Source organism: Microbispora sp. H10885 (assembly GCF_014161415.1).
In the GTDB taxonomy this organism is placed as follows: Bacteria; Actinomycetota; Actinomycetes; order Streptosporangiales; family Streptosporangiaceae; genus Microbispora; species Microbispora triticiradicis.
On record NZ_JABBWY010000003.1, the window covers coordinates 130598 to 143957 of the forward strand.

Annotated in this window: 9 protein-coding genes; 6 read left to right on the forward strand and 3 right to left on the reverse strand. The window is 75.9% G+C overall.

The features are described from left to right. Positions 1-5: 5 nt before the first annotated feature. On the reverse strand, positions 6-5783 hold the full coding sequence (locus tag HHX37_RS09210) for a TIR domain-containing protein (protein WP_182885130.1): 5778 nt from the start codon (positions 5781-5783) through the stop codon (positions 6-8). Positions 5784-5974: 191 nt separating this feature from the next. Between HHX37_RS09210 and HHX37_RS09215 the strand changes: the two genes are divergently transcribed. The 6 genes from HHX37_RS09215 to HHX37_RS09240 all read left to right on the forward strand — a co-directional run bounded on the left by HHX37_RS09215 (position 5975) and on the right by HHX37_RS09240 (position 11850). Further along, the gene (locus tag HHX37_RS09215; RefSeq protein WP_182879012.1) at positions 5975-7165 is read left to right on the forward strand and encodes an SLC13 family permease; all 1191 of its coding nucleotides are present in this window, start codon (positions 5975-5977) and stop codon (positions 7163-7165) included. Between the two features lie 136 nt (positions 7166-7301). Next, a complete protein-coding gene (locus HHX37_RS09220; RefSeq protein ID WP_182885131.1) occupies positions 7302-7913 on the forward strand; it encodes a biotin transporter BioY in 612 nt (203 codons plus the stop codon). A 7-nt stretch (positions 7914-7920) separates the two neighbouring features. Beyond that, positions 7921-9420 (forward strand): class I adenylate-forming enzyme family protein, encoded by a 1500-nt coding sequence (locus tag HHX37_RS09225; RefSeq protein ID WP_182885132.1) that lies wholly within the window; start codon positions 7921-7923, stop codon positions 9418-9420. Position 9421: 1 nt separating this feature from the next. Then, positions 9422-10573, forward strand: a complete 1152-nt coding sequence (locus HHX37_RS09230; protein WP_182885133.1) for a thiolase family protein — start codon at positions 9422-9424, stop codon at positions 10571-10573. Further along, positions 10574-11248, forward strand: coding sequence for an energy-coupling factor ABC transporter ATP-binding protein (locus HHX37_RS09235; protein WP_182885134.1), 675 nt, complete (start codon positions 10574-10576; stop codon positions 11246-11248). After that, the gene (locus tag HHX37_RS09240; protein WP_182885135.1) at positions 11245-11850 is read left to right on the forward strand and encodes an energy-coupling factor transporter transmembrane component T family protein; all 606 of its coding nucleotides are present in this window, start codon (positions 11245-11247) and stop codon (positions 11848-11850) included. The genes HHX37_RS09235 and HHX37_RS09240 overlap by 4 nt, the downstream gene beginning before the upstream one ends. On the opposite strand, the gene HHX37_RS09245 is transcribed toward HHX37_RS09240, so the two are convergent. Then, entirely contained in the window at positions 11847-12725 is an 879-nt protein-coding gene (locus tag HHX37_RS09245; RefSeq protein WP_182885136.1) for an inositol monophosphatase family protein, read from the reverse strand. The two genes, HHX37_RS09240 and HHX37_RS09245, sit on opposite strands and share 4 nt — an antisense overlap. Further along, entirely contained in the window at positions 12698-13351 is a 654-nt protein-coding gene (locus HHX37_RS09250; protein ID WP_182885137.1) for a hypothetical protein, read from the reverse strand. Before HHX37_RS09250 ends, HHX37_RS09245 begins: the two co-directional genes overlap by 28 nt. Positions 13352-13360 lie beyond the last annotated feature (9 nt).

Sequence of the window (13360 nt, forward strand, 5' to 3'; positions counted from 1 at the left end):
GCGGGTCAGAAGGGCTCGTCCAGGGCCAGCCGCCGGACCTCTGGCAGGTATTCGTCGAGCTCGCCCGGCTCGAACCGGCACATGCCGATCACGAACCAGAACTGGCCCGTCACGTCGCCCTCCAGCTTGTACAGCCCGTCAGGGGAGAAGGCGGCCCAGCCCTCCGGCAGGCCGAGCAGGGTCGTGCGGCGCCTGCGCCCCGGGACGTCCCACAGGATCACCACGCCGTCGTCCCCGCCGCTGGCGAGCAGGTCGCCCGAGGGATGGAACGCGACGGACCAGACGCGGCGGCCGTGGCCGGCGAGCGTGCCGACGCGCGCGCCGGTCGACGGGTCCCACAGGTGGACGGCGAGGTCGTCGCCGGCCGTGGCGAGCAGGTCGCCCGACGGGCTGAAGGCCGCCGTCCACAGCCGGCCGCCGCCGTCGAGCACGTGCGCGCACTCGCCGGAGGCGACGTCCCACAGGCGGGCGGTGCCGTCGTTGCTCGCGCTGACCAGCAGGTCGCCCGACGGGGAGAAGGCCACCGCGTAGACCCGGTCGCCGTGGCCGTCCAGCGTCGCCGTGCACGTGCCCGTCCGGAGGTCCCACAGCCGCGCCCTGCGGTCGTCGCAGCCGGTGGCGACGAACCGGCCGCCGGGGTCGAAGGCGATCGACCTGACCCGTCCCCGGTGCCCGGAGAGGTTCGCGACCTGCCGCCCGGTGGGGCGGTACCACAGCCGCACGCTGTCGTCGTCGTTGGCGGTGGCCAGCAGTTCCCCGTCGGGGCTGAACGCCTCGGCCCAGACATGGTCGGTCTCCACGTTGAGCTCGCGCTCGTACACCCCCGCCACCGGGTTCCACAGGTAGACCCCGCCGTCGTTGCTCGCGGTCGCCAGCAGCGGGCCGGCCGGGCTGAAGACGGCCGACACCAGCCGGTCGGCCGTCCCGGTGAGCGAGCGCAGGCGCCGTCCCGTCGCCGGGTCCCACAGGCGTACGTAACCGTCGTTGCCGCAGGCGGCGAGCATGCCGCCGTCGGCGGAGAAGCGGACCGAGGTGATGCGGCGGCCGTGCCCGCGCAGCGTCTGCGCGCACTGGCCGGTGCGCGGGTCCCACAGGCGGGCGGTGCCGTCGTTGCTGCTGGTCGCGAGTTGCCGGCCGTCCGGGCGGAAGGCGAACGGCCACACCGATCCCCGGTGCCCGGTCAGCTCGGCCCGCGCCTGGGCGGTGACGGGGTCCCAGATCCGTACGACGCCGTCGCTGTCACCGGTGGCGAGCAGTTCCCCGGTGGGGTCGAACAGCACCTGGTAGACCGCGCCGCGGTGCCCCGGCAGGCTGCCGGCCGCCTCGCCCGTGACCGGGTCCCACAGCCGTACGGCCCCCTCGGTGTCACCGGAGGCGAGCAGCCGGCCCTCCGGGTGGAAGGCGAGGGAGTAGATCCGCCCGGGGTGGCCGGTCAGCTCGTGCAGCGCGGCGCCGGAGCGGGGGTCCCAGAGGCGCAGCACGCCCTGCCCGTCGCCGGCGGCCAGGCGGGTGCCGTCGGGGCTGAGCACCAGCCGGTAGACGGCTCCGCTGTGGCCACGCAGATGATGGCGCACCTGCCCGGTGGCGAGGTCCCACACGCGGATCACCCCCGCGCGGTCGCCGGTCACCAGCAGCCCGGGCAGGAAGACGGCGGTGTAGATCGGGGCGGTGTGGCCCGGCAGTTCCCGCACGAGCTCTCCGGACGCCCAGATCCGCACGACCCCGTCGGCGCCGCCGGCCGCGATCAGGTCGCCGGAGGTCACCACGGGCCACACCCCCTCGGGGTGGCCGTGCAGGACGTGGGACGGCGCTCCGGTGTGGGGGTCCCACACCCGCACGGTCCCGTCGCTCGCGCCGGTCACCAGCCCGGCCTCGCCGTAGGCGACCTTGTAGACGCGGCCGCGGTGGCCGTGCAGCGTGCGCAGCGCCGACCCGGTGACGGCGTCGCAGACCAGCACGCCGCCGTCCTCCCCGCCGAGCGCGAGCACGCCGCCGTCGGGGTGGTAGGCGACCGGCTCGGGCAGGCGGCTGCTCTCGAAGTGGTAGCCGTACGGGACGCCCACGACGGCGGGGGCGGGCTCGGCGCCGACCGCGTCGCCCGCTCGTCCGGGGCCGCCGGGCCCGGCCGGTACGGCGGGTGCGACGGCCGCGCCGCGCAGTTCCGGCGCGGCGAAGGGGACGCCGGTGGAGCCGATGAGCGCGGCCCGGTCCCAGCGGCTGCCCTCGACGGCGACGTCCCGCAGGTCGGCGCGGGCGAGCCGGGCCCGGGTGAGGTCCGCGCCGCGCAGGTCCGCGCCCACCAGCACGGCCTCGTCCAGGCGGGCGCCGGCCAGCCGGGCGTCCCTCAGCACGGCGTGGGAGAGGTCGGCCCCGACGAGCCGGGTGTCGGTCAGGTCGGCGCCGGTGAGGTCGACGCCCTGCAGTTCGCGGTACGACAGGTCCTCGCCGCTGAGCCGCGCCCCGCGCAGGTCGGTGCGCGCCGAGGTGCGCAGCCGGGTCGTCACCTTGATGGCGTTGGCCCGGGCGACGTCGCCGGAGGCGGGGGAGGCGAGCGTCCTGGCCGCCCACGCCTGCAGCCGTGACGCGTCGGCGAGGTCGCACAGGAAGTCGACGGTCAGCGTGGACAGCGGCCGCAGGCCCAGCCAGGCGGAAGGCCCGCCGGGGGGCCCGCCCGGAGGACCGCCGAGCGACTCCGCCAGATGACGGGCGACCAGCCACTCCGCGACCGAGGCGTGGATGAAGCCGAACAGCCCCTCGTCGGTGCGGACGAGCAGGCTGCCGGCTCCGACCGCGTGCACGGCCTGCTCGGGCGTCAGCCGCGCGGCCCCCGCCGCCCCGCCCGATCCGTACGGCACGGGGACCTGCGGGTCGGCGGCCAGGCCGGTGAGCGTGTCGGCGGCCTCGGCCAGCTCGGCCGGCCGCAGGTAGGTCTCGCCGGTCTCCCACAGCCGCAGCGCGAGGGTGGTCGTGGCCCGCCACAGCTCCTCACGGGTGAGCCCGCCGGGGGCCCCGGCCACGCCTCCGACCCGCTCCTCCTCGAAGGCCAGCCAGGTGTCGAGGATCTCCTGGTAGAGGCCGGCGGCGCTGATCGTCTCTCCGGCCCGGGCGACGGCGCGCAGCCGCTCCTCCGGCAGGTCGGCGATGAAGCTCAGCATGCGGGGGTTGTGGGCCAGGCCGAGCAGGTCGGCGATGCCGGTGAGCAGGGCCATCCGGTCGTCGGCCGCCTCCCGCGAGCCGTACCGGTTGACCAGGTAGGCGCGGATCTGCTCCTCGGTGAACTCCTCGATGCCGAGCACCCGGCGGTTGGGCAGCAGGCCGACCTTCTCGCCGAGCGCGGTCATCACCTGGCTGCGCGACTTGAAGTGCTGGGTCCGCCCGGCCACCACGATCTTGGCCTTGTCCTCCGCCGCGCGCAGCAGGGTGTCCAGGTGGTCGGCCGCCCGCTCGTACGTCACCCGGGTGACCAGCTCGTCGAACCCGTCGAACAGCAGCACGATGCGGCCCTGGCGCAGCATGTAGTGGAACGCCTTGAGGTCGATCAGCTCCTCGCCGTGGTTGGCGAGGTGCGCCGCGACCAGCCCGGCGACCGAGTGCGCCTTGTCGAGGGCGCGCAGCTCGATCAGGATCGGGATGAGGTGCGGCAGCTCGGCGGGGATGCGCCGGGCCACCTCGCGCAGCGAGAACGTCTTGCCCCGGCCGAAGTCGCCGAGCACGAGCACGAACCGCCCGTGGTCGGCCGCGAGCAGCCGCATCAGCTCGCCGCCGAGGTCGTCGCGCACCTCGCCGCCGTTGCGGTCGAGCTCGCGGAACCGCTGCGGCACGTACAGCTCCGGCGGGTAGCGGCGGTCGCCGCGCAGCCGCGCGGTCTGCCCGGCGACGTACGCCGACAGGTCGAGCAGGCCCTGGAACTCGGTGAAGCTGCGCAGGCGCAGCCCGCGCCGCAGGGCGTCGTCGCGTAACGCCCGGGGCGGCGGCGGGCCCTGGTAGATCAGCTCCGCCGCGTGCTCCAGCCCCGCCGCGTGGACGTGCCCGAGGAACGCCTCGACGTGCTCCTCGCCCGGCTCCCCGGCGTGCGCGCCGACGAGGACCTGCCGGACGAAGCCGTCCTCGGGGTGCGTGACGAGCAGGCGCGGCGGGTCCCCGGCCACCCGTTTGATCTTGGCGCGTTCGAACCGGGTCTCGCAGACCTCGGCGATGAGGTCGAGCAGCAGGTCGGCCGGGCCGGCGGGCTCCTCGGGGGCCTCCTCCGGCGGCTCCGCGACCGGCGGCGGAGGGCTCTGCGGGCGCCATCCGCGCCAGTGGTAGGGCAGGACCTCCGGCTCGCGCAGCTCCGGCCGGTCGCGGGTCCACCGGCGCAGCCCCTCGGGCGTGAACTGGAGGATCTGGTGCCGTCCCGGAGCGAGCGCCGGCACGCACGGCAGGCCGTTCAGCTCCCCGGCCTCGGCCGGATCGCCGCGCCGGGCGTCCCGCCCGTGGACGAGCAGGTCGAGCCGGGACCCCAGCAGGCGCTCCAGGGTGTCGGCGTCACGCAGGCCGGGGCGCGGGGGATGGGCGACGACGCCGATCCGCAGCCATCCCTCGTACGCCCGCAGCCGCTCGGCGAACCACGCCGCCTGGGCCTCGCCGACGAAGCCGTGGGCGTCCTCCTCGCGGTGGCTCATCGCGATGGTCGAGTTGATCCCGGCGACGACCGTGCGAAGCTCGGGCAGCTCGAACAGCGTCCACGGCTGGGCGCTGTCGAAGGCGGGGCCGTCGAGCCCCTGGTAGAGCTCGCCGAAGAGGGTGGAGAAGTGCCGCCACTTCGGCCAGTAGGGCGGCTGCGGGCGCACGTCGTCGGCCTCGCAGGTGGCGAAGTAGGCCCGGCAGGCCGCCTTCGTGACGTCGCGCGGCCCGGGGACGACGGCCAGCCGTCCGGGTTCGAGCCCGAGCAGCACGCGCAGCCCGGTGAGGAACGCCAGGGCCTGCTCGCACTCGCGGATGCTGCCCGACTCGGTGAGGTCTCCGGTCACCACGAGCAGGTCGGGCCGGGGCACCCCGGCGTCGGCGAGGCGGGTCAGGTCGGCCCACACGCTCGCCTGCAACTCGCCCGCGTCGAGCGGCTCGTCCGCCTCCGCCAGCCCGCGCCCGAAGCGCGGCCCGGCGACGTGCAGCACGGTGACCGACGACGCGCCGCCCGCGCGCTCGGCCGTCGGGAAGGCCGGCTCGGCGGCCGGGGACCGCCGCGCCCGGGGGATCCGTACGGCGGGCGGGGGGTCGGCGGGCGGCCGGAGGGCACGCGGGCCGTGCGAGCCGTGCGGACCCGGTGAGCCGTCGGCGGACCCGGCCGGGAACCGGGGCGCCTCGTCCGGTTTCGCCCGTCCGGCCAGAGCCTGCCTGATCCGGGTGAGCAACAGCCGCCGCGCCTCGCCGGGGTCGGTCACGCCGAGGAGGTCGACCCAGGTGATCGTGGAGAGCAGCCCGTCGAGCGGGCAGTCCTCCAGCCGGACCGTCACGAGCTTGTTGGACGGGTTGTCCGGATCGGCGCGCAGCGCCGCCTGCCACTCCAGCCTGCCGTACCGAGACCCCAGATAGTTGCGGGTGAGCACGGCGACGACCAGGTCGGCCTCGCTGACGCCGCGGTCCATGAAGTCGATGAAGTTGGTGCCGGGCACGAAGTCCCACGCCTGGAGCATCGTGCGGTAGCCGGCGGCTTCGAGCTGCCAGGCGATCCACGTCGCCCACCGCTCGTCGGCGGGGGAGTAGCTGACGAAGATCTCCGTTCTGGCGTCCCCGCGCCCGCTCATGCCGCCCCCTCAACCGGCGGCCCGGGCCTGCGTACCGCCCGTTGCCTGGTGATTCGCCGGCTCATGCCCTGATCGCCGCAATCGCCCATCGGCAGCCCCCATCGACGTGCGTCATGGGGCCCAGTATTCCCGCTGTCACCGACGGTTTGGAGGGGTTCGATCATCTCGCCCCCGGGGGATAGGGTGTCCGCGTGGCGAGTGGGCTGCGGCGGCTGAGCGTTCTCGACTGGATCAGGTTCGGGCTGCTCGCGGCGGGCCTGGTGTTCGTGGCCACCGGCCTGCTGCCGGCCGAGACGGCCAGGGAGAGCGTCGGGCGCATCGCGCCCCTGCTGCTGTTCCTCGGCGCGGTCATCGTGCTCGCCGAGCTGACCAAGGAGGCGCGGGTCTTCGACGTGATCGCGACCCGCATCGCGATCGTCGGCCGGGGCAGCTACGCGAGCCTCTTCCTGCTGTGCGCGGCGTTCGCCTCTCTGGTCACGATATTTCTGAACCTGGACACGACGGCCGTCCTGCTGACGCCGGTCATGCTGGCCCTGGCGCCCCGCGCGAAGATCGCCCCGCTGCCGATGGTGATGACCACGGTGTGGCTGGCCAACACCGCGAGCCTGCTGCTGCCGGTCTCCAACCTCACCAACCTGCTCGCCATGAACCGCGTCGCGCTGACCACGCAGGAGTTCGCCGCGCGCATGTGGGCGCCCCAGCTCGTCTCGATCGCGGTCACGATGGCCTTCCTCTGGGTGTTCTTCTGGCGGCGCGGCGAGCGGGGCGAGGACCGGTACGAGCCGCCGCCGCCGGTCCCGGTGCCCGACCGGGTGCTGTTCGGCGTCTCGGGGGTGGCCTGCCTGCTGTTCATCGCCGCGATCCTGGCGGGCGTCGAGATCGGCGTCGCGGCCCTCGTCGCGGCGGTCGCGGTGGTCGCCGCCTTCGCCTGGCGCGACCGGGCGAAGCTCGTGTGGAGCCTGATCCCCTGGCGGCTGCTGGTCTTCGTCACCGGCCTGTTCCTCGTGGTCCCGACGCTCAGCCGTCTCGGCCTGGCGGACGTGATGCGCGCGCTCGTCGGCGTGGGCGGCGACGGAGACGGCGCCTACCGCGCGGCCGCCGCCGGGGCCGCGCTGTCCAACGTGGTCAACAACCTCCCGGCGTACGTCGCGGGCGAGCAGGTCATCCCCGCGGCCAACCACACGCAGTTGCTGTCGCTTCTCGCGGGCACCAACCTCGGCCCGGTGATCACGCCGTGGGGGTCGCTCGCGACCCTGCTGTGGTTCGAGTGGTGCCGCCGGGGAAACGTGCGGGTGCCGCTGGCCAAGTTCGTCGTCACCGGCGCGGGCCTCGCCGTGACCGGCCTCGCCGCGACGGTGACCGTCCTGGTCCTCACCGGCTGAGCGCCCCGCCACGCGGTCCCGGCCAGGCGGCGTACGCGTGGAACGCCGCGGCTATGGACACCCCTGAGAACGACACGGGAAAAAGTTGTGGAAATCCTCATGGGTCATACGGGTGGTCCTGGTATGGGATCGTCCCGTGACAGATGAACAGCGCCCATCGCGGCGGCGTCTCCCCGCGGGAGACATCGCCAGGGTCAGCGTCTTCGCCGCGCTGATCGCCGTGCTCGGCCTGCCGGGCACGCTGAACGCCTTCGGCGACGTGGTGCCGATCACGTTGCAGACGTTCGGCGTCATGCTCGCCGGGGCGATCCTCGGCACCTGGCGGTCCGCCCTCGCCGTCGCGGTCCTCCTCGTGCTGGTCGCCGCGGGGCTCCCGCTGCTCGCCGGCGGACGCGGCGGCCTCGGCGTCTTCGCCGGCCCCTCGGCCGGCTTCCTGGTCGGCTGGCTTCCCGGGGCGGCCCTGACCGGCTGGATCGTCGAGCGCGGCGGCCGCGCCCCGGGCACGATGCGGATACTCGCCGCCTGCCTGGCGGGCGGCGTCGGTGTGGTCTACCTGTGCGGCATCCCCGTGCAGGCGCTGGTCACCGGTCTCTCCCTGGGCAAGACCGCCCTGCTCAGCGCCACGTTCCTGCCCGGCGACCTGATCAAGGCGGTGCTGGCGGCGGTCGTGGCGCGGGGCACCCAGCGGGCCTACCCGGACGCGGTCCCGGCGGTGCACCGCGAGCGGCTGCGGGCCGGGGGACGGTGATCCGCCCGTGCCGGTAGCCGACCGGGTCCTGCGCCACGCCGCCGGCCGTCCGCACCACGTCGCGGTGTCCGGTCCCGGGGGCGACCTGACCTACGCCGAGCTCGCCGGCCGCGCCGGACGGGCCGCGCGTCACCTGCGCGACCGGGGGGCCGGGCGCGGCGCGCTGGTCGCGGCCGGTCAGGCCGACCCGGTGGCCCTGCTCGTCGCCGTGCTCGCCTGCGACCTCGCGGGGGTCACGCCGCTGCTCTGCGACCACACGTGGAGCGAGGAGCGGCGCGAGCAGGTCATGGCGGCGGTGCCCGTCACCGCCCGATTCGACGCCCCGCTGCCCGGTGCGGACGGCCCGCCCGTACGGCACGATCCGGGCCCGGACGACCTGACCTGGGCCTGTTTCAGCTCCGGCAGCACCGGAAGGCCGCGCGCTCTGGTGCGCACCCGCTCCTCCTGGACCGGGTCGTTCGCCCACCTGGACGAGCTGACCGGGATCGGCCCGGACGACGTCGTGCTGATCCCCGGCCCACTGGTCTCCTCCCTGTACGGCTTCGCGGCGGCGCACACCCTGGCGTCGGGCGCCACCGCCGTGGTGCCCGGCCGGTGGTCTCCCGCGGCGCTGGCCGGGCAGCTGCGCCGGGCGACCGCCGTCCACGTGGTGCCCCACCGGCTGCCGGCCGTGCTGGACGCACTGGAGGCGACCGGCGGCCCGCTGCGCACGGCCGTGGTCGGCGGGGCCGCCCTGGACCCCGCCGCCCGGACCCGGGCGGCGGAGGCCGGAGTGCGTGTGGTGTCCTATTACGGCGCGACCGAGCTGTCGTTCGTCGCCGTGGACGCCGACGGCAGCGGGCTGCGGCCATTCCCCGGCGTCGAGATCGACGTCAGGCCGGAGCCCGGGCACTCCCTGGGCGAGGTGTGGGTGCGTTCCCCCTGGCTGTGCGAGGGCTACCTGGCGGGCGCCGCCGGCCCCCTGCGCCGGGACGGCGACGGCTGGACGACGGTCGGCGACCTCGCCGAGCCGTACCGGCCGGGCGGCGTCCTGCGGCTGCGCGGCCGCGGCGACGGCGCGATCCAGACCGGCGGCGCCACGGTGGTGCCCGAGGACGTCGAGGAGGTGCTCAGGAAGGTGCCGGGAGTGAACGACGTGGTCGTGGTCGGCACGCCGCACCCGTACCTCGGCGCGGTCGTCACCGCCGTCGTCGAAGGCGCCGTAGAGGGCGCCGTCGGGGCCGTCGTGCGGACCGGCGGACTTTCCCGGGCGGCTCTGGAGGAGGTGGCGCGCGCCGAACTCGACCCGGCGCAGCGCCCCCGGCGCTGGTACGCCACCGGGTCCCTGCCCCGCACGCCCGCCGGGAAGCCGGCCCGCGGCCTGCTCGCCGCCCACCTCGCCGCCCGTTTCACCGGCGACCCGGAGAGCGGCTCCGCGAGCCGAGGCCCCGAGAGCGGTGGCCCCGAGAGCGATGGTCTGGGAAGCGGCGCGGTGATCGGCGACGCGGAGATCTGGCGGCTCGGCTGAGATGGACGACCAGCCGGTGATCGTGGCGGCCCGCCGTACCCCCATCGGCACCGCCGGTCACGCCTTCGCGACCGTGCCGGTCCACCGGCTCGCCGCGCCCGTCGTCGAGGCGGTGGTCCGCGACGCCGCGCCTCTCGGCGTTCCGGTGGACGACGTGGTGCTGGGCAACTGCACGGGCCCCGGCGGCAACCTGGCGCGGGTCTGCGCGCTGGCCGCCGGGCTGGGGCCGGAGGTGCCGGGCGTCACCGTCGACCGGCAGTGCGGCAGCGGGCTCGCCGCGATCCTGCTGGCGGCCCAGGCCGTGCGGTGCGGGGAGGCCGCCCTCGTCGTCGCCGGCGGGGCCGAGAGCGCCTCGACCGCGCCGCTGCGGGTCCGCAGGCGGGAGGGCGAGCCGGGCGTGCCGTACGAACGGGCGCCGTTCGCCCCGGAGGGTCACCCGGACCCCGACATGGGCCCGGCGGCGGAGGCGCTCGCGGCCGCGTACGGCGTGACCAGGGAGCGCCAGGACGCCTACGCCCGCCGGAGCCACGAGCGGGCGCTGGCCGCCCGCGCGGCGGGCCGGTTCGCGCGGGAGGTCGTCCCGATCGGCGGCCGGACCGACGACCAGCGGCCGCGCGTCCTGCGGCCCGCGTCGCTGGCCCGGCTGCCCGCCGCGTTCGTGCCGGGCGGCACGGTGACGGCCGGCAACTCCTCCCCGGTTAGCGACGGCGCCGCGGCCGTGGCCGTCGTGCCGGAGCGGCTGCGCGCGGCGGCCGGCCTGCCCGGCCTGCGCCTGCTGGCCGGGACCGTGACCGGCTGCGACCCCGCGCTGCCCGGATGGGGGCCGGTGCCCGCCGTACGGCGGGTGCTGGAGCGGACCGGGACGGACCTGGCGCGGGTGGCGGCGGTGGAGATCGTGGAAGCGTTCGCGGCGCAGGTGCTCACCGTCACCGACGCGCTCGGTCTCGACCCGCTCGGCGCGGACGCGGACCGGGTCTGCGCCGACGGCGGCGCGCTCGCCCTCGGCCATCCCTGGGGCGCGACCGGCGCCGTCGTGGTGACCCGGCTGTTCGGCCGGCTCCTCGGGGAGGGAGCGCCGCCGGGCACGCTGGGCCTGGCGGCGGTCGCGGTCGGCGGCGGTCTGGGGATCGCCGCCCTGTTCGAGGTGGTCTGAGTGATCCGGCTGACGGACGTCCATGTGCGGCTCGGGCAGCGGGAGGTGCTGCGCGGCGTCACGGCCACGCTGACCGAGCGCCGGGTGGGGGTGATCGGGGCCAACGGCTCGGGCAAGAGCACGCTCGCCCGCCTGCTCAACGGCCTGGTGCTGCCGTCGTCGGGCACCGTCACGGTGTCCGGGCTCGACACGCGCCGCCACGCGGCCCGGATCAGGCGCGGCGTCGGGTTCCTGTTCACCGACCCCGACGCGCAGATCGTGATGCCGACGGTGGCCGAGGACGTCGCCTTCTCGCTGCGGCGCAAGGGCCTGCCGCGCGAGGAGACCGAGCGCCGGGTGCGGGAGACGCTGGAGCGGTACGGCCTCGCGGACCACGCCGACCACCCCGCCCACCACCTGTCCGGCGGGCAGAAGCAGTTGCTCGCCCTCTGCTCGGTCCTGGTGCTCGAACCGGAGATCCTCGTCATGGACGAGCCCACCACCCTGCTCGACCTGCGGCACTCCCGGCAGGTCGCGGGCGTGCTGCGGACCCTGTCCCAGCAGGTGGTGGTGGTCACCCACGACCTCGCGCTGCTGGAGGACTTCGACCGCGTGCTCGTGGTGGACCAGGGCCGCGTCGTCGCCGACGCCGATCCCGCGACCGCGATCGGCCACTACCGGAAGATGATGGCGTGAAGGGCCTCACCGGCGCCTACGTGCCGGGCGGCTCGCCCCTGCACCGGCTGCCCGCAGGCGTCAAGCTCGCCGGGCTCGCCGTGTGCTGCACGGTGCTCCTGCTGCTGCGCCCGCCCGCCGCGCTGGCGGCGGCCGCCGTCGTCGTGGCGGCCCTGTACGCCGTGTCGGGCGTGGGCGCGGCGGCGGCCTGGGCGCAGGTGCGGCCGGTCCGCTGGTTCGCCCTGGTCCTGTTCGGGATGCAACTGGTGGTCGCGGACCTGTCCGGCGCGGTGTCGTCCACGCTCCGCGTCGTACTCGCGATCGCCCTCGCCGGGCTGGTCACCCTCACGACGCGCACCAGCGATCTCATGGCGTTCCTGGAGCGGTGCCTCGCCCCCGCGAGGTTCGCCGGGCTCGACCCGTTCCGCCTGTCGCTGCTGCTGTCTCTCACGCTGCGCAGCGTGCCGGTCGTCGCGGAACTGGCCACCCGGGTCAGGGAGGCCCAGCGCGCCAGAGGCGTCGAACGGAGCCCGCGCGCCTTCGCCGTCCCGCTCGTGGTGGGCGCCCTGCGGCACGCCGACGCCCTGGGCGAGGCGCTCGCCGCCCGCGGCCTGGACGACTAGACCGGGGGGAGGGCGGGAGCGAGGCGGCGGGCCTCGGCGACCAGGTCGAGGAGGTCGCCGACCAGGGCGGGCGGCGCGGCGACGAAGCTGCGGTCCTCGGGCGGTCCCTCGGCGGACGCCTCGAAGGGCCTTCCGTCGAACCCCCGGATCTCCACCCCGGCCTCCCGCGCGATCAGCGCACCGGCGGGCAGGTCGAGACCCTCGGCGTGATAGCCGATCATGCCGTCGATGTCGCCGCGGGCGAGCATCGCCCAGCACAGCAGCGGCGCCCACAGCTGGAGCACCCGCCGGGCGCGGACCTCCATCGTCATCCTCAGCGACCGCGCCGCCCGGTCGCGCCGGGAGACCCCGTGGCCCTGCGTCCAGCCCAGCACCGGGCCGTGCGGGAGGGCCCGCCGTGGCGGCCCGGTCAGCCGCCCCGCGGGCCCGGACGCCCCGGCGTCGCGTACGGCCGACCAGGTGTGGCCGGACACCGGTTCGTGGACGACGCCCACCACCGGGCGGGAGCCCGCGCACAGCGCCAGGCCCACGACGTACGCCGGGAGGCCGATCGCCACGTTGTTGGTGCCGTCGAGGGGATCGACCAGCCAGGTCCACCCTCCGCCCGCCGGGTCGTCCCCGGGGCGGCCCGCGGGCGGGCCGGGATCGGATCCGGCGTGGACCCCCGACTCCTCGGCCACGATGCGGTGGGCCGGGAACGCCGCCCGGACACGTTCGATGATCAGCTTCTCGGCGGCCAGGTCGAGGTCGGTCACGACGTCGCCCGACGCGCCCTTCGGCCGGGCGACGGCCGCGCCCGGCACGCTCTCCCTGAGCATCGACCCGGCGGCCAGGGCGGCCTCCACGGCTATCCGCCTTGCGTGTTCGAGGTCCACAGGCTTCTCCTGGCCAGCTCGGCGGCACGTGCGGTCTCGGCGGCGTCGAGGCGTTCCCGCCTGACGTGGTGGAGGGGCGTGGCGAGCGGGCCGAGCGACAGGTCTCCCCGTTCCGGCCTGACGCGGCCGAGGGCCACCGTGGCGGCCTCGCCGTCCTCGGGGATGACGCTGCTGTGGAAGGCGCCCGCGACGAGCGTGTAGGTGTCTCCCGCGCCGAAGAGATCGGCGCGCCCGGGGGCGTACCTGACCGTCCTGCCGGTGGGCCGCAGGACGTCGCCCTCAGGGCTGCTGACCACCTCGAACACGCGGTGGGTGGGGGACTCGGCCGTGTCGGTCAGCGCGGCGTGGACGTTGCGCACCTGGCCGTACAGGACGTGGCTGATCAGGTCCCAGCTGTGGCAGTGGATCTGCGAGGTGGTGCTGCGCGCGGGCCGCGCGGCGGAGGTCCAGATGTGCACGCACACCCCGATGCCGCCGTCGCGTTCCACGGGCAGGCAGAGGAACCCGAGCGGATGCCGCACGCCGAGGACCGGGGTGCCGCCCGCCGCGATCTCGGTGAGCACGCCGAGCGCCCACTCGCGGGCGTTCCCGCCCGTCAGCACGCCGAGCACCTCCCGATATCTCATGGCCGGCGG